Genomic DNA, 18,088 nt, shown 5'->3' with positions numbered 1-18,088 from the left:
TGGGAGTGGGTGCTGCGGTTGGTCGACGGGTTAAAGCCGAAGGTCAAGATGAAAAACGAGGCAGAGGGCTCGGTTCTGGTGGGATGTAATCGGGGCACCATAACTGTCGTCAACTTGGTCATGCCCTCGAGCGCATGCTGTGGCTCCTGTAGAGCTTTGAAATCGGGCGCACAAGAAAGTCAACCGTAGAGGGAGCTATGAAAGCAATCAATCTGGCCATCGCGTTGGTGGTCTCCCACGCCAGCCTTGCAGCTTGGGCGGGGCCTGAGAAGCTGGAGATCAAGGGTCTTCAGATTGGCATGAGCGAGGCGGACTTCAAAAAGGCGAATCCGAAGGCAAGGTGCGACTTTTCCGCACGCGACAAGAGTTGGGACAGTTCCGTCCCCCCTCGTCGCACCTGCAACGTGCCTGGGTTCACGCTGGCGACGAAGGCAGCCAGAGACACACAGTTCCTGTTTTACGAAGGCAGGCTTGGATCTTGGAACGTTGTTTTTTATGACTTCCACGCCCACGATGTGCAACAGGCATTGGTTGAAAAGTACGGCGCGCCAGTCGCGGAGGGGGGCAAGTACCCGGGCGTCTCTTGGAAGTTTGAAGATTCGAGCATGCGCTTCCTCTCCTCGGACTCGTCCGCTTTTCTGTTCATTGACTCGCCGATCCAGGACGCGTGGCAGCTCAAGCTCAGCGAATTCAAACGCCGCAACGCCAAGAAGGACTTGTGAAGCAGGCCGGCCTGTGGCTAGCTATTGGGGCCGGGGTGCTCCTCTCCACTGGCGTGCAAGCTCGTATCCCCCGCTCGTCTGCCGTGGTGGCCGAGTTCAAACGTTTGAACCCGTGCCCTGTGAACGCCGCCCGGCGCGGGCCCTGTCCAGGCCACCAAGTCGACCATATCGTGCCGCTGTGCGCGGGCGGCGCGGACCATGTCGAGAATCTGCAGTGGCTCACGGTCCAGCAGCACAGTGACAAGACGCGGTTTGATGTTTTGCTGTGCCGAAAGGCCGGCAAGTTGAGTATCGAAAAGGAGTTCACCTATGACCAATGAGACCGATAGCCCCCTAATCAGTCTCACCACCCTCTCCACGCAATTGCTGGGAGTGGTGGCCATCCTCACCCAAGAGGTCGCGCGCTCCAAAGCCGTAGATGTAGAACGATTGCAGGAAAGCCTAAGGGTTTTTTTTGAACAGGAGACTGGGAAAGATCATCGCGCGGACTCTGAGAAGCGAATGATCGACGCTGTGAAGAGGGTGATACTCGCCGCGACTGACTCGGGGCGTGGAGGCTTAGATGAGTAACGTGGTCGATATTTCCCCCGTCGTTCGCCAGTTGCGGGGCGACGGCGAACCGCCCGACAATGGTGGCATGGAAGCCCGTGTCGCAAAGCTTGAAGCACTCGCCGAGAAAACCGGTGAGCGCCTGGCCGCCATCGAAAAAGACACAGCGCTTATCAAGGCCAAGCTCGACCACGTGGCGCTTAAAGAAGACGTCGCACTGACCAAAGCCCGGTTGGAGCAGTTGATCTCCAAAGAGGACCTCGCGCTTCTCAAGGCGAAAGTCGACCAACTGGCGTCGAAAGAGGACTTGGCTCTGACCAAAGCATCAATCTCCGATGCCAAGACCAGCATCGTTATGTGGGTCGTCTCTGCGATTTTTCTCGTTCAGCTCCTGCCCGTGCTCGTGAAGCGCTTCCTCCCGTAGCGCGGCGCTTGAGCGGCAAATAGTTCCCTCGTCCACAAGACCGCGCGTCCCCTCCTGCAGACACTGATGGCTCACCCCTCACGGGGTCTGTTCCATCACTGTCCTGCCCTTGGAGGGGCCCATGCAACTCAGAGACACCGTTCCCGCCTGGCTGCGCGTTCCGCGCACGTCCACCTGGCTCGTGCTGGCGCTGGCACTTATCGCGGTCATCGCGGTCATCGCCCCGCAGAAGTTCGGGCTCACGATCTACAAGGCCTCTTTGGTCTCGCTGGCCGCCGTCATGGCGTACTGGCTCGACCGCGCCCTGTTCCCCTATGCGCGCCCCGACGGCTACCTGGTGCGCGACTGGCGGCTCGGCTCTACTGAGCCCGAGGGCGACGCCGACCACCCCATCGCACCTGGCTACGTGGTCCCCTTCGCAGCGGCCATGCTGCGGCGGGCGGTCATCGTGGCCGCCGTGATCTCCGGCGTGGCTGCGGGCATCTGACGTGCGCAGCCCCGTCATCGCCCGCTTGCTGCGCAAGCCCCTGGCCTGGGCCGTGCTCGCTTGCTTGCTGGCCCTGGGCGCAGCCGAGAGCTGCCGCGCCCAGGTGCCCGAAGCAGCACTGCCATACCGCGCCCTGCTGATCAAGGTGGCCCAGGCGGAATGGGGCCTGAACGCCCCTGTCGCCGTGTTCGCCGCCCAGGTCCACCAGGAAAGCGCCTGGAACCCCGATGCGGTGTCGCACGTGGGCGCGGCTGGCCTCGCCCAGTTCATGCCCGCCACGGCCCGCTGGATGCCCTCGGTGCAGCCGAGCCTGGCGAACCCTGAGCCCTTCAACCCGGCCTGGGCTCTGCAGGCCCTGGCGGCGTACAACCACTGGTTGTACGCCCGCACCCCAGGCCACTACACGCCGCGTGACCGCATGTGGGTCGCCCTGCGCAGCTACAACGGCGGGCTAGGCCACTGGCAAGCGGAGGCCGCCAGTACCGGGCTGGCCCAGCCCACGCGCGTCCAGGTCGATGAGGCATGCGGCAAAGCCCGCCGCGCAGCCTTGCACTGCCGTGAAAACCTGGGCTACCCCCACCGCATCCTGGTGGTCTTGCAGCCCCGCTACCTGTCATGGGGGCCGGGCCTGTGAGCGCGCAATACCGACTGATTCTGATCGCCGTCGCCATCTGCGCGGCGATCTTCGGGGTGAAGACCTGGGAGGGCCACCTCATCGCCAAGGGCGACGCCCAGGGCGCCAGCCGCGTCCAGGCCGCCTGGGACCGCCAGGAGGCCGAGCGCACCACCGCCACGGCCGCCGACAACGTCGCCAAGTTCCGCAACGCCGAGAGAGTCACCCATGAAACCGCCCAACGTGAAACCGAGCGCCAGGCTCGCGATGCTGCTGCTGCCACTGCTGTGCGCGGCCTGCGCGATCAGGTCGCCCGCCTCAACGCCCGCCCTGATCCCTACCCAGCAGGAGACGCCGGCCTTGCCGCCTGCGCTGTCGAAGCCACCACCGCCCGGGAGCTATTCGGCGAGAGCGCTGGAGCGTATGCGCAGCTGGCAGCAGAGGCTGACGGACTCCGCGACCAGGTCGTAGGCCTGCAGGACTTCGTCCACCGCGTTATCGGCGCGCCAGCCATGCAGGGGGCGAGCGATTGAGCGATGACGTAGACCGCGCCAGTGCGCGCGAGGCCGAGATCCTGGCCGATGCGCTGGCCGCCCAGGCCCGCCGCGCCGGCCTGACCGGCAAGACCCCCGCCGACTCGGCCCACCACTGCGCCGAGTGCGATGAAGAGATACCGGCCGTGCGCCGCCGCGCCGTACCGGGTTGCCAACTGTGTGTGACGTGCCGGGAGCGCGTTGAAAGATTGAACCGATGAACGTCACCGTAGATTTTTGGAACCTGGTCGGCCTCCTAACTGCTTTCCTGGCGGCCGTAGCCGGCGCCGGCAAGCTGCTGCTCGACCAGTCGCAGCGGCACCTGGACGAGCGCTTCGTCACCCAGGAGAAGGCACGCGCCGAGCAGGCCGCCCAGCTGTCGTCCCGTCTGGACGGGCTGGAGCAGGTCAACCGCGAGGAGACCGTGCAGTGGCAACGGGTCGAGCGCGAGATGCTCAAGCTCGTGGCCGACATGCCCATGAAGTACGTCATGCGCGACGACTACATCCGAGGCCAATCCATCATCGAAGCCAAGCTCGACGGCCTGGCGGGCAAGCTTGAGAACGCCCAGCTGCGCGGAATCATCAACCAGGGAACCATGAAATGAACACCGGCCTCGACACCGCCCGCATCCGCCGCGAGGCACTGCGCTGGCTCATCCTGCTCACGCTCAATAATGCGCGGCCGATGGGTGCCTTCGAGGGGCCCATCCTGTCCGTGGCCCAGAGCGAGTACCCAGACGCAACGCCTTTGGAGCTGCGCGTGAACCTGGACTACCTGGCCGGCCGCGAGTTGGTGAAGCTGGACAAGCAGCCCAGCGGCCGCTGGCATGCCGACCTGACGCGCTTCGGTACCGACATCGCCGAGTACACCATCGACTGCGAGCCCGGCATCGCTCGCCCGGCCAAGTACTGGTAGCCATGGCCCGCAAAAGCAGCATCGACCGCCTGCCCGAGGACGTCAAGGCGTATATCCAGGCCATGCTCGCCACCGGCTCGCAGACCCTGGACGAGCTGATTGCCGACCTGCGCGAGCGCTTTCCCATCGAGTCGGCCTCCGGTGATCTTCCCAGCCGCAGCGCGGTGGGCCGGTATGGCCAGAAGCTGGAGCGCCGCCTGGCCGCCATCCGCGCCAGCACCGAGGCCGCCAAGATCATCCAGGCGCATGCCGGTGACGACAAGGACGCCCGCAGCGAGGCCCTCACGGCCATGGTGCAGACCGAGCTGTTCGAGGCCATCCTGGCGATGCAGGAGGCTAACGAAGACGCGGCCGATGCCGACCATGGCGAGCGTGTGGCGCTGCTGTCCAAGGCCGCCAAGAACATCGCCACGCTGACCAGGTCGAGCATCAACCTGAAAGAGTTCCAGGCGAAGGTGGAGCGCGAGGCGCGCGCCAAGCTGCTGTCCGAGCAGCAGGCCAACCTGCAGGAGATCGCCAAGGCCCAGGGGATGGGCAAGGAGCAGCTCGACTTCTGGATGCGCGACTTCCTGGGCATCAAGCCAGCAGGGGGCACCAGCTGATGGCCTCGCTCATCCAGCCTCTCGGCACCACCCTGCGCACGCTGGAATGGGATGACCTCCCAGCCAGCGTGCGGTCCATTCCGGCCGACCTCAACCTGCTGGCCGAGGGCGTGCTCATGCTCCACCAGCGCGAGGCCGCCGCGCTGCCGCACGCCATCATCGCCATCCCCAAGGGGCGGCGCACCGGCATCACCTACGGCACCATGCTGCGCAAGACGCTGGTGGCCGCAGCCCGCAAGGAGTTCGGCGGCGCCAACGTCTTCTACATCGGCGACACCAAGGAAAAGGGCCTCGAAGCCATCGGCTACGTGGCGAAGTTCTCCCGCCTGATCGCCAAGGCCCAGGGCGAGGTCTCGGGCATCGAAGAGTTCCTGTTCGAGGACCAGGACCCGGTGACCGGCAAGACGCGCCAGATCACCGCCTATCGCGTGCGCTTCGCCTCGGGCTTCCAGGTCTGCGCGCTGTCCAGCCGCCCGGCGAATATCCGCGGGTTGCAGGGCCATGTAGTGATCGACGAGGCGGCCTTCCATCCTGACGTGCAGGGCGTGCTCGATGCAGCGGCCGCTCTGCTGATCTGGGGCGGCCAGATCACGGTCATCAGCTCGCACAACGGCAAGAACAATCCGTTCGCCCAGTTCTGCCGCGACATTGAGGCAGGCCGATACGGCACCGACGCGGTCGTCTACACCGTCACCTTCGACGACGCGGTCGCCAACGGCCTGTTCGAGCGTGTGTGCCTGATGGCCGGCACCGTACCCACTGAGGAGGCGAAAAAGGCCTGGTACTCCAAGATCCGCAACGGCTATGGCGTGCGCAAGGCCGCCATGCGCGAAGAGCTGGACGCCATCCCCCGTGATGGCAATGGCGTCTGTCTGCCAGGCATTTGGATCGAGCAGGCCGCCAAGCTGGAGCCAGAGCGCGTGCTGCGCCTGGCGCTCGATGACGACTTCGTCAGCATGTCACCCGAGGAGCGCATCTCCTGGGTCGACGACTGGATCCAGCGCTACCTGGTACCGGCCCTGGCCCGGCTCGACCCACAGCTGCGCCACGTCTTCGCGCAGGACTATGCACGGCACCGCGACTTTTCAAGCTGGGGCGCCCTCAGCATTGGCATCGGCTTACGCCGCCAGCTGGCCCTGGTCATCGACATGCACAAGGTGCCCTACGCCCAGCAAAAGCAGATCATCTGGTACGCCATCGAGCACCTGCCAAGGCGATGCGGCGGCGCCATGGACGCCACCGGCTCGGGCGAGGCGCTGGCCGAAGAGACTGCGGACAAGTTCGGCCGCTCGCACGTGCACCAGGTCAAGCTCACTCGTGCCTGGTACGGCACCTGGATGCCCAAGCTGGTCCAGGGCTTTGCCGACGAGGCGATCGACATCCCAGCCGACCCCGATATCGCGGGCGACTTGCGTGCCATCGAAGAGGTCGACGGCATCGCCATGGTGACCAAGGCCCGCCGTGCCGACGTCAAGGACCCCGACCTGTTCCGGCACGGGGACTCGGCCGTCATGCTGTGCCTCGGCTGGTTCGCCACCCTGAATATGAGCGGCGCCATCGAGTTCATCCCTGTGCCCCAGCTCCCCCGTGGCTTCGACAACATCCGCGACGGCGGGCAGGACGACGACCTGCAGATGCCCGAGCACTCCGCTACCTGGTGACCCCCATGGCTACTTCACGCATCCTCGGCCCAGACGGCCAGCCCATCACCACGCCCGACCTGGCAGAGCCGCAGACCTCGCGGCTCACCCACCTGCAGCGCGAGCTGCAGCGGCACCCCACGCGCGGCCTGACGCCCTCGCGCCTGGCGCGCATCCTCGACCAGGCAGAGGAAGGCGACCTCATCAGCCAGTTCGAGCTGTTCGAGGACATGGAAGAGAAGGACGGCCACATCGCAAGCGAGATGAGCAAGCGCCGCCGCGCCTGCGTGCTGGACTGGGAGCTGGCCGCGCCCGTCAACGCCAGCGCCGCCGAGCAGAAGGCGACCGACCAGTTGAGCGAAATGATGCTGGAGATCCCCGACTTCGAGGACATGGTGTTCGACCTGACCGACGCCATCGGCAAGGGCTATGCGTGCCTGGAAATCGAATGGCACCGGGTCGAGCGCTACTGGCTCCCCAAAACCATCACCCACCGCCCCCAAAGCTGGTTCACCCTGCACCGGGGCTACCGGCAGGAACTGCGCCTGCGCACCAACAATGTGGTCGAAGGCGCCGTGGGCGACCCGCTGCAGCCCTTCGGCTGGATCACCCATGTTCATAAGGCCAAGAGCGGCTACCTGGAGCGCGCCTCACTGTTCCGCACCCTGGTCTGGCCATACCTCTTCAAAAACTACTCGGTGGGCGACCTGGCCGAGTTCCTGGAGATCTACGGCATCCCGCTGCGCCTGGGCAAGTACCCATCCAGCGCCAGCGAGAAGGACAAAGCAACGCTGCTGCGCGCCCTAGTGGGCATCGGCCACAACGCGGCCGGCATCATCCCCGAAGGCATGGAGCTGGACTTTCTCGACGCGGCCACGGGCGACCCGGCCGCCTTCGAGCTGATGATCAGCTGGTGCGAGCGCACTCAGTCCAAGGTCATCCTGGGCGGCACCCTCACCAGCGGCGCCGATGGCAAGAGCAGCACCAACGCCCTGGGCAACGTGCATAACGAGGTGCGCAAGGATCTGCGCGACGGCGACGTGCGCCAGGCCAACACCACGCTGTCGCGCGACCTGGTCTACCCCATGGCCGCCCTCAATGGCCTGGCGCCTGGTGGCCTGCGCCGCGCCCCACGCATGCAGCTCAACGCCCAGGAACCCGAAGACCTCACGGCGTACGCCGACGCATTGCCCAAGCTGGTGGCAGTCGGCGTGCGGCCCACGGTGGCCTGGGCGCACGAGAAGCTGGGCATTCCCCAGGCCCAGGCTGGCGAGGCAGTGCTCGGTGCACCAGCCCCACCACCGCCCCCAGAACCGCCTGCAGGCGCACCGGTACCACCAACCCCGCCACCGCCACCCGTGGGCCAGGCGGCCGCGACGGCAACGCTGCCCGGTGCTGGCGTCGACCTCCCGCCGCCCGTGCTCATGCAGCCGCAGCTGGCCCGCAACATGGCCCCGGCCCTGCAGGCCTGGATCGAGCCCATCCGCAACCTGGTGGAGAGCGCCACGTCGCTCGAAGCCATCCGCGATGGCCTGGAGCAGCTGCTGCCCGGCATGACGCTCGACCAGTACGCCACCCTCATGGCCGAGGCTCTGCGCGCGGCCCAGCTCGCAGGCCGGTCGGACGTGCTCGATGAAGCCGCATCCCCCCGCTGAAATCCTGCCCGCCGACAAGGCCCCTGACCCCCAGGGGTGCGGCCTTCGGACGTCGGCGCCGCCTTCCCCGGCTTCTCGCCGTTTATAAACGCCTCGTCGGCCCTTTCAATGTCCCAAGCTGCCCACGGATCTCTGCCCTTCGCCGAGCAATCGGAATTTTTCCGTCGCAAGGTCAACCTGCCGACCGACGGCTGGACCGACATCTACACCCGGGAGCATGACTGGGCATTCGTGGTCGCCGGGGCCAACCGCGACGCCATCGTCACCGACTTCCGCGCGGCCGTCGCCAAGGCCATCGACGACGGCGCCACGTTGGAGGATTTCCGCAAAGACTTCGACAGCATCGTCGCCAAGCATGGGTGGGACTACAACGGCGGCCGCAACTGGCGCAGCCGCGTCATCTACGACACCAACCTCGCCACCAGCTACGCGGCCGGGCGCTGGCAACAGCTGCAGGCGGCGCCGCTGTGGCAGTACGACCACCAGGACTGGGTGCAGACCCCCCGGCCCGAGCACCAGAGCTGGGACGGTCTGGTGCTGGAGCAGGGCAATCCGTTCTGGCAAACCCACTTCCCGCCCAACGGCTGGGGGTGCCACTGCAAGGTGCGGGGGCTGTGGCCACGCGACCTGCAGCGCCTGGGCAAGTCCGGGCCCGACCAGGCGCCCGAGATCAACCTGGTGGAGCGTGTCATCGGCCAGCGCAGCGCCATCGGTCCGCGCACCGTGCGGGTGCCCGAGGGCATCGACCCGGGGTTTGAGTATTCCCCCGGTAGCGCACGCCTGCGCAGCGCCATACCGCCCGAGCGGCCCGACCCGCCCCTGCACGGCAGCGCGGGCGGGCCCGGCCTGCCAAACCGCCGCCCGCTCGATCCGCTACCGCCGCCCCGGCCGCTGCCGGCGTCCGAGCTGTTGCCCCAGGGCCTGACCGAGCGTGAGTATGTCGGTGCCTACCTGCAGACCCTGGGCGTGCAGCCAGGCGCTCCGGCCATCGTGCGCGATCCCATCGGCGAGCGCCTGGTGGTGGGCGAGGAGCTGTTTCGGGACGCGCGGGGCAATCTCAAGGTCACCAAGCGCGGCCGCGAGCAGTACATGCGCCTGCTCGCCCGGGCGCTGGTCGACCCCGACGAGATCTGGGCGCGAGTGGAGTGGCTGCACAGCCAAGCCAAGGCCGTGGTGCGGCGCCGCTACGTGGCGCGCTTTCCCGTCGAGGGGCAGGAGACGCCGGCCCTGGCCGTGTTCGAGCTGGGGGCCGACGGGTGGAGCGGTGTCACCACCTTCCACGGCGTCTCACAGCCCGAGGACGAGTGGCGCATCGGCGTGCTGCTGTACCAGCGCCTGGTGGAGTGATGACCCAGAAACGACAGAGCCAGCACTGCGCCAAGTGCTGGCCCCCATCTGGGCAAGGGTCGGTGGGCCTGGCGCGGCCGTCTCGCCTGATGTTGCCGCAATTGTAGGAGATCGAAGCCATGGCAGGAACCCGCATTACTGCAGAGGTCAACGACCGCGAGGTCCTGGACATGCTCGCCCGCCAGGCGCAGCCGCCCGGCAGCGACATCATGAACCGCCTCGGCGAGTACCTGCAGGCGTCCACGCAAGACCGCTTCAAGACCCAAACCGCGCCGGACGGCACGCCGTGGCAACCGCTGAAAGCGCGTTACGCCAGGCGCAAAAAGTACAACCAGGACAAGGTGCTCACCCTGCGCGGCTACCTGCGCAGCGGCATCCGCCACCAGGTCACCAGCGACAGCTCGGTCGACGTGGGCGCCAACCTGGCCTACGCCGCGATCCACCAGCTCGGGGGCACCATCGACATGCCGGCGCGCCAGTCCACCGTGCGATATCGCAGCGTGGCCGGCCGCACGCTGTTTGCCAGCCGCAAGCAAAAGCGCGCCACCGAGCGCCAGGTCAGCATCGGTAAGCACCAGGTGGTGATGCCAGCGCGGCCGTACCTGGGCATCAGCCAGGCGGATGATCAGGAGATCCGGCAAGTCATCTTGGATTGGGTAGCAGGGCGCGGGTAGGAGCTGACGCGCTATGCTGTGCCCTTCAAAACGAAGACGGGGGCGAAAGATGACGTCGATACTGGACTGGATCGAGTTTGGAACTGTGGCAGCTGAGCGCGATGCATTGCTGTCCAGTTACTTCTTTGACAATGGTGTTTTGGACAAGGTCAGTGGCAGCCCTACGTCGTTTTTGGTGCTGGGTCGGAAGGGCGCAGGAAAGACTGCAGTGTTCCGCCACTTCACGGCTAACAGCGGCAAGTTCGTTAAGGCCCCCCATTTGACGGTGGCGCTGTCGTTCGACGACTACAACTGGAACATCCACTCACTGCTTTCGGACAATACAAAGGCCGAGTCCTTGCGATACAAGCATTCGTGGCGCTTTGTCATTCTTGTCCAAAGCCTTCTCGCCATCGACGGGTGGTATGAGTCGAGTGGTCTTTCCCGTCCTAAGCCAATCGCGAATGCAATGAAATTGGTGAAGAAGATCTATGGAGATGCGATCCCAGGTCTTCTTGCTGTAGTGGGTGCCAAACTCCTGTCCATCGCAAAGTTGAAGTTGCCAAGCGCGGGGCTGGACCTTTCCACTGATGGCGTCGAAGGACTGGCCGCCGATGTTGGCGAGGTGTCGTTCGACGAAGTGAAAGGCGACGATTCTCTTCGGGCGAAGCTCTCAGAAAATATCGACAACTTGATTTCGTCCCTCGATAGAGCGTTGTCCAGTACCCGCGGTTCTTGGCCAACAGTCTTCATTTGTTTCGATCGCGTGGACGAGGCATGGGACGCTGACTCGTTCGATCTGTCAAGAAAAGTGATCGCCGGACTGGTTTCTGCGAGCGATTCCGTCAACTCGCAGTATGGGGGCATGCTCCGTCCAATCGTCTTTCTTCGGGAGGACATTTTCGAGACCCTTAGTCTCAACGATAAAAACAAACTCAGGGAAGATTGCGGCGCTCTTCTTCACTGGAACCGAGAGACGATCTCGCACTTGATCATGCGAAGAGTCAATTACTTCGCCTCAGCGCGTGGTGCCTTGCCGGTTGCGGAAATTGACGCGCTTTTCGACCGCTCAGAAATGCGCCAGGGTCTGAAGCCTTCCAAGTACTTACTTCGTCGGACAATGATGCGGCCGAGAGATCTGATCTCTTTGCTGAACAAAACGGTGCAGACCATGAAAGAGGAGGCTAAAGACCCCTTCTCCGACGAAGTGACAAGCTACCCGCTGTTGGAATGCGAGGCCATCTACAGAGCTGAACCCGCATATTCGGAATGGCTCAAGGAAGAGTTGCTCGACGAGTGGAAGGTGCAGCGCCCCATCATTGAAAAGCTGTTCCAGGCGCTCCAGCACAATGGTTCGACAAATTTCGTTCGCGAAGATCTTGAGCGCGAACTTAAGAAGATCGATCAGAGCATCGAGCCCTCTTCCCTGAGCGAGCACCTGAAATTTCTTTTCGAGAATTCGGTCATTGGATTTCGCCTTGGTACCAATCAAGAATGGAAGTTCAAATGTTTCTATCCCACTCAGGGTTTTGTCGAGTCTGAAGAGTACAAGGTTCATGACGGTCTTGTGCGAGGGCTCAATCTGACAGAGTCGCGGAAGCGGGAAGACGCGGGCCCGCTGCCGGGAAGGTAAGCACACCGGGAGACGCGATCTCCCAAATAGTGGACGCGGGAACAAGACCCGCAGCGCTTCGCCGCAGACCATTGCGGCATGCATCAGCGCACCACCTCCTGTAACCGCCTCGGCCGCACCGGCATCGCCGTGTGCTCGGCCCTCGCTGCGGCCACGGCCGTGGCCATCCAGGCCTGTACCTACCAGGTGCCCGCCAAGACCCGCCTGCAGGGCGGCCAGATCCTCCTGCAGGTAACCCCGTCCGGCAGCTTCGCGCCCAGCGACGGCCGCGAGATGGATTCGCCGCCATGGAACATCGACGCGGCCAGCGCCCAGGCCGTCATCCAGCGCTTTGCCGCAGCAACCGCCAGCCAGCCACTGGTGCTGGACTATGAGCACCAGACCCTCAACAAGGCCGCCAACGGCCAGCCCGCGCCCGCTGCAGGCTGGTTCCGTGAGCTGCGCTGGATCGACGGCAAGGGCCTGTTTGCGGTCGCCGAGCTGACCCAGCGCGCCCAGGACTACATCGCCAACGGCGAGTACCTCTACTTCTCGCCCGTCTTCGAGTACTCCAAGGCCACCGGCCAGGTGCTGGCCCTGCACATGGGCGCGCTCACCAACGCCCCGGCCATCCACGGCATGGAGCCGCTTTCCCTCCTCGCGGCCGCCACGGCCGCATTCATCGTCCCGCCCCAACAGGAGCCATTCGTGAACCCATTGCTCAAGGCCTTGCTGGCCTCCCTCGGCCTGCCCGAGACCACCACCGAAGCCAACGCCATCACGGCGCTCACGGCCCTCGGCCCGCTGACCGCCCTGCAGGGCCGCGCTGTTGCCGCCTGCTCGGCCCTCGCCCTGCCAGCCGATGCCTCCCCTGATGCCGTCACGGCCGCCTGCACCAGCCTGCGCACTGCCGGCACCGGCGCCCCCGACCCGGCCAAGTACGTGCCCATCGCCGTGGTGGACGCGCTGCGCACCAACATCACCGCGCTCACGGCCCGCCAGCAGCAGGCCGACGTCGACAGCCTGGTCGGCAAGGCGCTGCAGGACGGCCGGCTGCTGCCCGCCATGGAGACCTGGGCCCGCGACCTGGGCAAGACCAGCATCGTCCAGCTCAGCGCCTACCTGGCCGCAGCCCAGCCCATCGCGGCCCTGGCCGGCACCCAGACGGGTGGCCTGCCACCTGGTGGCCTTGCCAAGGGCGACGCCCAGCTGAGCGCCCCCGAACTGGCCGTGTGCTCTGCCATGGGCCTGACGCCCGAGCAGTACAAGGCCGGCGCCACCGCCGTCGCAGCCGCCGCCTGACCAGGCCGGCCCAGTCCCTCACTTCCCAGGAGCACCACCCATGGCAGCACTCGCCAAAGACCGCAACACCCTGCGCCGCGACGGCAAGCAGATGGAGCCGCCCGTCGCGGCCGCCACCCTGATCTACGCCGGGGCCCTCGTGGCCATCAACGCGGCGGGCTACGCCGTGCCCGGGGCCACCTCCACCACCCTCAAGGCGGCCGGCGTGGCCGAGGCCCGGGCAGACAACACGGGCGGCGCCGCTGGCGCCATCCGCGTGCCGCTGCGCAAGGGCTGGCACCAGTTCGCCAACAGCGCCTCGGGTGACGCCATCACCCTGGCCGACGTGGGCGCCGACTGCTTCATCGTCGACGACCAGACCGTCGCCAAGACCAACGGCAGCAACACGCGCAGCGTGGCCGGCCAGGTGGCCGACGTGGACGCCGACGGCGTCTGGGTCAACTTCGCCTGACCCGCCCGCAGCACCCCCCAACTTCCGAGAGCACGCAATGATCCTCAATGCAGCCAACCTTTCCATCCTGAACCAGTCGTTCAGCGCGGCCTTCCAGATCGGCCTGGGCGGCGCCCAGCCCATGTGGGGCCAGATCGCCACCCTAGTGCCCAGCGCCACGGCCGAGCAGAAGTACGCCTGGCTGGGCAAGTTCACCAAGTTCCGCGAGTGGATCGGCGAGCGCCAGTACCAGAACCTGGCCCAGCACGACTACGCGGTCAAGAACAAGACCTGGGAAAACACCGTCACGGTCACCCGCGACGAGATCGAAGACGACCACTACGGCATCTACAAGCCCGTCATCCAGCAGTTGGGCCAGGACGCCGCCGAGCACCCCGACGAGCTGGTGTTCAGCCTGCTCAAGGCCGCCTTCACCACCCCGTGCTACGACGGCCAGTACTTCTTCGACACCGACCACCCCGTGGGCCCGCCCGGCAAGCAGGTCAGCGTGAGCAACTTCCAGGGCGGCAGCGGCACGGCCTGGTACCTGTTCGACACGTCCAAGGTGCTCAAGCCCCTGATCTACCAGAAGCGCCGCGACTACGCCTTCCAGTCCAAGACCAACCTGAGCGACGAGAACGTCTTCAAGCAGAACGAGTTCGTCTGGGGTGCCGACGGCCGGGGCAACGTGGGCCTGGGCCTGTGGCAGCTGGGCTACGGCAGTAAGGAAACGCTCAGCACCACCTCCTACGCCGACGCCCGCGCCGCGCACCAGAGCCTGGTGGGCGACAACGGCAAGCCGCTGGCGATCCGCAGCACCGAGCTGTGGGTGCCACCGAGCCTGGAGCAGGAGGCCCTGGAAGTCGTGCAGGCCGAGCGCCTGGCCAACGGCGCCACCAACGTCATGCGCAACCTGTCCAAGGTCGTCGTCTGCCCCTGGCTGATCTGACCTGACCCGACCAGGCCTGTCGCCCCATCACCACCCAACGGAGCCCATCACCCATGGCAACCACCAAGACCACCACCAAGCGCGGCCAGGCCGCCAAGGCGCCAACTGCAGTCCCCGTCACCAAACCCACGGCCGACAAGGCCCAGGGCCTCAAGGTGGTGCCCAAGCGACCGGGCTTCCGTCGCGCGGGCTACGCCTTCGACAACCCCGAGGGCGACGTCATCCCGCTGGCCGATCTGGACGACCAGCAATACGGGGCCCTCACCACCGAGCCCGCCCTGGTCACCCACCTGGTCGACCTGCCGGCCGAAGGCGCCAGCCAGGCGCAGGACTGAACTCCCACCAGCGAAGCGAAGGGCGCCGCCCACCCCGCCAACCTCTCTCGCCGGGGCTGGACAACGGGACCACTGCAGGAAAGCCCCGGCCTGTTTGATCAACCCAACCTTGGATCCCGCCATGAAAAAGAAGCTCCTCGCATTCGGCCAGCAGCGCTGGCGTGATCCATCGGCCGCCGAGCGCGTGCCAGCGCAGCCGCAAGCCCGCCAGGGCGCCCGCCTGGTGGTCAGCCAGGCAGGCATGGCCAACCTGGCGCAACGCCTGCGCGCCGCTGCCCCCGCCCGCACTGCCTGAACTGCCCCATGCCCTACATCACCCCCCTCGAACTGGCCGAGCGCCCCGGCGCCCAGGAGCTGTCCCAGGTCGCCAGCAGCGACGGGCAACCCCTGGTCGAAGTCGCGCTCATGGACGCCACGCTGCGCGGCACCGACCGCAGCGCGTGGGCGCCCGACCAGGTCGCGGGGGCTGATGCGGCGCTGGCCCGCGTCCAGGACGCCGTGGCCGAAGCCGGCGCACTGATCGATGGCCACCTGGCCCAGGGCGGCTACGCGCTGCCGCTGGACCTGTCGTCGGGCAGCGCCGGCAAGACCATGCTCACCGCCTGGGCCCGCGCCATCAGCCGCTACCTGCTCAACCGCAACCGCGTGTCCGAGGAGTCCAAAGACCCCGTCGTGCGCGACTACCGCGACGCGCTGCGGCTGCTCGGCCAGGTCGCCCAGGGCAAGCTCAAGCTGGGCGCAGAGGACCCGTCCACAAGTGCCGGCGCCGGCAGCAGCACCGACGTGCGCTTTGATGGCGCTCCCAATGTTTTCGGCCGCAGCGAGCTGCGCGCCTTCCGCTGATCGCCCGCCATGGACGTCCAGCCCTTCCTCGACCGCCTCAAGGCCGAGAGCACCGCCTTCCGGCTGCTCGACTCTGCTGCGGGTCTGGAACAGGTCATGCAGGAGTTTCGGGGCGCAACGCCGGCCGCCTTCGTGGTGCCGATGTCCGAGCGCGGCGCCGAGATGCGCCACACGGGCGACGTCGACCAAGAACTGCACCAGGTCTTTGCCGTGATCCAGGTCGTGCATCCCAAGCCCGTGCCCGGCGTGCCCGGCCTGGTCGAGTGCCGCCGCCAGACCCGCGCAGCCCTGGTGGGTTGGGAGCCCGATGAGGAACTGGGCGAGCCCGTACTGTTCCTGGGCGGCGAGCTGGTCGACCTCAAACCCGGCCAGCTGTGGTGGGCCGATGAGTTTTTTGTGAAGAGCTACTACAGGAGCACCCCGTGAGCAAAACCAATGGCAAGCAAACACCTGCGGCCACCAATTCCACCCACCCGGACGGGGCGCAGACCAGCACCGCAGCTGCCGCCCCTGCCGATAGCGCCGGAACCGTGGTTCAGTCCGCGCCGGCCAGCCAGGCCAAAGCGCCCGACCAGCACCACGGTCGCGGCGGCGCCTACACCCGTGTCAACGGCGTACGCGTTCCCCTGACGGACGCCGGCACCACCACCGAAGGAGAAAGCACCAATGGCTGATGTCATCCGTTTGCGCAAGATGGCCGTCCTGGCCGCCATCGAAACCGTCAAGGGCACCTTTGTGGTCCCTGTGGCGGCCGACGCCCTTGAGGTCAGCAACGTCACCATCACGCCCATTGAGGGCGATGAGGTGGACTACGACATCGTGCGCGCGCACTTTGGTTCCGTCGAGTCCGTGCTGGTCACCCAGTACCGCAAGATGGCCTTCCGCGTGGGTTTTGCCGGCGTGGGCACTGCCGGTGCCATTCCCGGCTACTCCAAGCTGCTGCGCGGCTGCGCCATGAGCGTGACCAACACCGTGGGCACGGACACCGTCTTCGAGCCGGTGGACGATGCCATCGAGAGCCTGTCGCTGTATGCCGTGGTCGGCCGCAACGTCTACAAGATGCCCGGCGCTGCCGGCACCTGCAAGATCGAAGGCTCGGGCAAGCAGCTGCCGTGGATGAATTTCGAGTTCACGGGGGCCTTCGTACCGGTGGAGACCGTGCCCACCATGCCCACGCAGAACACGGCCGCATTCATGCTGCCGCTGGGCGTGAACAAGGCCAACACCCGCATCAAGCTGGACAGCGCGTACTGGGCCTGCAACGCCTTCACCGTCGACCTGGGCAATGAGGTGGTCAAGCAAGACTTGACCGAGGTCGACGAGACCGAGATCACCGGCCGCAAGTCTGTGGGCTCGATCACCATCCGCGACACCTTGGCAAGCACCCAGGACTGGGTCGGCATGGTGAACAAGACCGTGCCCTTCGAGCTGGTGCACGGCCTGGCCGCCACCAACACCGTGAAGGTCGAGGCGGCCCGGGCCCAGATCGGCAAGCCCACCTTCGCGGAGGCGGACGGCATCCAGATGGTCACGCTGCCGCTGCGCTTCATCCCGAGCGACGCCGGCAACGACGAGCTGGTCATCACCGTCTGACCACCAGGCGGCCCCGGCCGCCTTCTTCTTTCATTCCCTGCAAACCCGTTTCATCCAAGGAGACCCATCCATGTCCGTAGTCATTGGCAAGCCCGCATTCTGGGCGGACTGCTTTCTGGTGCTGCCCGACGAGCCCGGCCAGCCGAGCGAGTTCAAGTTCAAGGCCCGCTTCAAGCGCCTCAACACCGAGGAATCCAAAGCCCTGGACAAGCGCCTGCACCTGAACCAGGAGCGCCTGCAGGCCCAGGTGGATGCCATGGTTGCGAAGAAGCCTGTTCCCGAGTTCGTGCCGGCCATCACAGACGCCGAGCTGGTCAACCAGGTACTGGTGGACTGGGAGGGCATGACTGACGCGCATGGCGGCAGCGTTCCCTATACCCCCGCGACGCGCGACCAGCTGTTTGCCGACTACGCAGGCATGGACACCGCCTTTGCGCGTTCGTACCTCAAGAACCGCAATCCCGATCAGGTGCTCAAGGACGCGGAAAAAAACTCCGAGGCGCTGCCCGCCACCACCTGACGGGCGGCAGCAGGCGCCAGGCCAGCAGCGAGGAGATGGAGGCGGACTTCGCGCTGCTGGGGGTGGATGCAGAAGGGGCCCGCCTGGCGGCCACCGCCAGCGCCACCAGCGACGAGAACGCCACGGGTGATTTCGAGCTGTGGCCCGAGCACCAGCAGGCCTGGGAAGTGTTCCTCGATTGCGGCCGCCAGTGGCGCGTGATCGCCGGCCAGGGTGGGGTGTATTTCCAAGGGCTGGAAGCCACCGCAGTGGAGTCCAGCTTCCGCATTCAAGGGGTGCCCCGCAAGGACTGGCGCACGGTGCGCTCCCAGGTCCAGGTCCTCGAAGACGAGGCGGCAGAGATTCTCAACGACAGATAGGG

Annotated in this window: 27 protein-coding genes; all 27 read left to right on the top strand. The window is 66.0% G+C overall.

The window, feature by feature from the left end:
• Positions 1-197 precede the first annotated feature (197 nt).
• The 27 genes from ASE28_RS24145 to ASE28_RS24015 all read left to right on the top strand — a co-directional run bounded on the left by ASE28_RS24145 (position 198) and on the right by ASE28_RS24015 (position 18,086).
• Complete coding sequence (locus ASE28_RS24145) at positions 198-722, top strand: hypothetical protein (RefSeq protein ID WP_057268779.1); 525 nt, start codon at positions 198-200, stop codon at positions 720-722.
• Positions 719-1,042: an HNH endonuclease signature motif containing protein gene (locus ASE28_RS24140; RefSeq protein ID WP_200963991.1), complete on the top strand. Its 324-nt coding sequence runs from the start codon at positions 719-721 to the stop codon at positions 1,040-1,042. Before ASE28_RS24145 ends, ASE28_RS24140 begins: the two co-directional genes overlap by 4 nt.
• Complete coding sequence (locus ASE28_RS24135; protein ID WP_057268778.1) at positions 1,032-1,292, top strand: hypothetical protein; 261 nt, start codon at positions 1,032-1,034, stop codon at positions 1,290-1,292. Before ASE28_RS24140 ends, ASE28_RS24135 begins: the two co-directional genes overlap by 11 nt.
• Positions 1,285-1,695: a hypothetical protein gene (locus tag ASE28_RS24130; RefSeq protein ID WP_157422104.1), complete on the top strand. Its 411-nt coding sequence runs from the start codon at positions 1,285-1,287 to the stop codon at positions 1,693-1,695. The genes ASE28_RS24135 and ASE28_RS24130 overlap by 8 nt, the downstream gene beginning before the upstream one ends.
• Positions 1,696-1,816: 121 nt before the next feature.
• Positions 1,817-2,182: a putative holin gene (locus ASE28_RS24125; RefSeq protein WP_057268776.1), complete on the top strand. Its 366-nt coding sequence runs from the start codon at positions 1,817-1,819 to the stop codon at positions 2,180-2,182.
• 1 nt (position 2,183) lies between these two features.
• Positions 2,184-2,816, top strand: a complete 633-nt coding sequence (locus ASE28_RS24120; protein ID WP_235516207.1) for a transglycosylase SLT domain-containing protein — start codon at positions 2,184-2,186, stop codon at positions 2,814-2,816.
• Positions 2,813-3,328: a hypothetical protein gene (locus tag ASE28_RS24115; protein ID WP_235516206.1), complete on the top strand. Its 516-nt coding sequence runs from the start codon at positions 2,813-2,815 to the stop codon at positions 3,326-3,328. The genes ASE28_RS24120 and ASE28_RS24115 overlap by 4 nt, the downstream gene beginning before the upstream one ends.
• On the top strand, positions 3,325-3,549 hold the full coding sequence (locus tag ASE28_RS24110) for a TraR/DksA C4-type zinc finger protein (protein ID WP_057268774.1): 225 nt from the start codon (positions 3,325-3,327) through the stop codon (positions 3,547-3,549). The genes ASE28_RS24115 and ASE28_RS24110 overlap by 4 nt, the downstream gene beginning before the upstream one ends.
• A complete protein-coding gene (locus tag ASE28_RS24105; RefSeq protein WP_057268773.1) occupies positions 3,546-3,935 on the top strand; it encodes a hypothetical protein in 390 nt (129 codons plus the stop codon). The genes ASE28_RS24110 and ASE28_RS24105 overlap by 4 nt, the downstream gene beginning before the upstream one ends.
• A complete protein-coding gene (locus ASE28_RS24100) occupies positions 3,932-4,246 on the top strand; it encodes a hypothetical protein (RefSeq protein WP_057268772.1) in 315 nt (104 codons plus the stop codon). Before ASE28_RS24105 ends, ASE28_RS24100 begins: the two co-directional genes overlap by 4 nt.
• Before the next feature lie 2 nt (positions 4,247-4,248).
• A complete protein-coding gene (locus tag ASE28_RS24095; protein WP_057268771.1) occupies positions 4,249-4,848 on the top strand; it encodes a DUF3486 family protein in 600 nt (199 codons plus the stop codon).
• Positions 4,848-6,509, top strand: coding sequence for a hypothetical protein (locus ASE28_RS24090; protein ID WP_057268770.1), 1,662 nt, complete (start codon positions 4,848-4,850; stop codon positions 6,507-6,509). Before ASE28_RS24095 ends, ASE28_RS24090 begins: the two co-directional genes overlap by 1 nt.
• 5 nt (positions 6,510-6,514) lie before the next feature.
• Positions 6,515-8,143: a DUF935 domain-containing protein gene (locus ASE28_RS24085; RefSeq protein ID WP_057268769.1), complete on the top strand. Its 1,629-nt coding sequence runs from the start codon at positions 6,515-6,517 to the stop codon at positions 8,141-8,143.
• Positions 8,144-8,251: 108 nt separating this feature from the next.
• Positions 8,252-9,490, top strand: coding sequence for a PBECR2 nuclease fold domain-containing protein (locus ASE28_RS24080; RefSeq protein WP_057268768.1), 1,239 nt, complete (start codon positions 8,252-8,254; stop codon positions 9,488-9,490).
• 119 nt (positions 9,491-9,609) lie between these two features.
• Positions 9,610-10,164, top strand: coding sequence for a phage virion morphogenesis protein (locus ASE28_RS24075; RefSeq protein WP_057268767.1), 555 nt, complete (start codon positions 9,610-9,612; stop codon positions 10,162-10,164).
• Between the two features lie 49 nt (positions 10,165-10,213).
• Complete coding sequence (locus ASE28_RS24070; RefSeq protein WP_057268766.1) at positions 10,214-11,776, top strand: P-loop ATPase, Sll1717 family; 1,563 nt, start codon at positions 10,214-10,216, stop codon at positions 11,774-11,776.
• Between the two features lie 78 nt (positions 11,777-11,854).
• Positions 11,855-13,057: a phage protease gene (locus tag ASE28_RS24065; RefSeq protein ID WP_082608228.1), complete on the top strand. Its 1,203-nt coding sequence runs from the start codon at positions 11,855-11,857 to the stop codon at positions 13,055-13,057.
• Between the two features lie 40 nt (positions 13,058-13,097).
• Positions 13,098-13,508, top strand: coding sequence for a hypothetical protein (locus ASE28_RS24060; protein ID WP_057268765.1), 411 nt, complete (start codon positions 13,098-13,100; stop codon positions 13,506-13,508).
• A 37-nt stretch (positions 13,509-13,545) separates the two neighbouring features.
• Positions 13,546-14,436, top strand: a complete 891-nt coding sequence (locus ASE28_RS24055; RefSeq protein ID WP_057268764.1) for a Mu-like prophage major head subunit gpT family protein — start codon at positions 13,546-13,548, stop codon at positions 14,434-14,436.
• A gap of 53 nt (positions 14,437-14,489) precedes the next feature.
• Positions 14,490-14,771 (top strand): hypothetical protein, encoded by a 282-nt coding sequence (locus tag ASE28_RS24050; protein ID WP_057268763.1) that lies wholly within the window; start codon positions 14,490-14,492, stop codon positions 14,769-14,771.
• A gap of 121 nt (positions 14,772-14,892) precedes the next feature.
• A complete protein-coding gene (locus tag ASE28_RS24045) occupies positions 14,893-15,066 on the top strand; it encodes a hypothetical protein (protein ID WP_157422103.1) in 174 nt (57 codons plus the stop codon).
• An 8-nt stretch (positions 15,067-15,074) separates the two neighbouring features.
• On the top strand, positions 15,075-15,614 hold the full coding sequence (locus tag ASE28_RS24040; RefSeq protein ID WP_057268761.1) for a DUF1320 domain-containing protein: 540 nt from the start codon (positions 15,075-15,077) through the stop codon (positions 15,612-15,614).
• A 9-nt stretch (positions 15,615-15,623) separates the two neighbouring features.
• The gene (locus ASE28_RS24035; RefSeq protein WP_057268760.1) at positions 15,624-16,040 is read left to right on the top strand and encodes a hypothetical protein; all 417 of its coding nucleotides are present in this window, start codon (positions 15,624-15,626) and stop codon (positions 16,038-16,040) included.
• Entirely contained in the window at positions 16,037-16,288 is a 252-nt protein-coding gene (locus ASE28_RS24030) for a hypothetical protein (RefSeq protein ID WP_057268759.1), read from the top strand. The genes ASE28_RS24035 and ASE28_RS24030 overlap by 4 nt, the downstream gene beginning before the upstream one ends.
• A complete protein-coding gene (locus ASE28_RS24025; protein WP_057268758.1) occupies positions 16,281-17,207 on the top strand; it encodes a hypothetical protein in 927 nt (308 codons plus the stop codon). Before ASE28_RS24030 ends, ASE28_RS24025 begins: the two co-directional genes overlap by 8 nt.
• Positions 17,208-17,277: 70 nt before the next feature.
• A complete protein-coding gene (locus tag ASE28_RS24020; RefSeq protein ID WP_057268757.1) occupies positions 17,278-17,727 on the top strand; it encodes a hypothetical protein in 450 nt (149 codons plus the stop codon).
• Positions 17,728-17,762: 35 nt separating this feature from the next.
• On the top strand, positions 17,763-18,086 hold the full coding sequence (locus ASE28_RS24015) for a DUF1799 domain-containing protein (RefSeq protein ID WP_057268756.1): 324 nt from the start codon (positions 17,763-17,765) through the stop codon (positions 18,084-18,086).
• Positions 18,087-18,088 lie beyond the last annotated feature (2 nt).

It is taken from the genome of Acidovorax sp. Root219, from assembly GCF_001428665.1.
GTDB lineage: Bacteria > Pseudomonadota > Gammaproteobacteria > Burkholderiales > Burkholderiaceae_C > Acidovorax.
The sequence above is the reverse complement of the archived record's forward strand: the minus strand, read 5'-3'. Positions and strand labels throughout refer to the sequence as shown.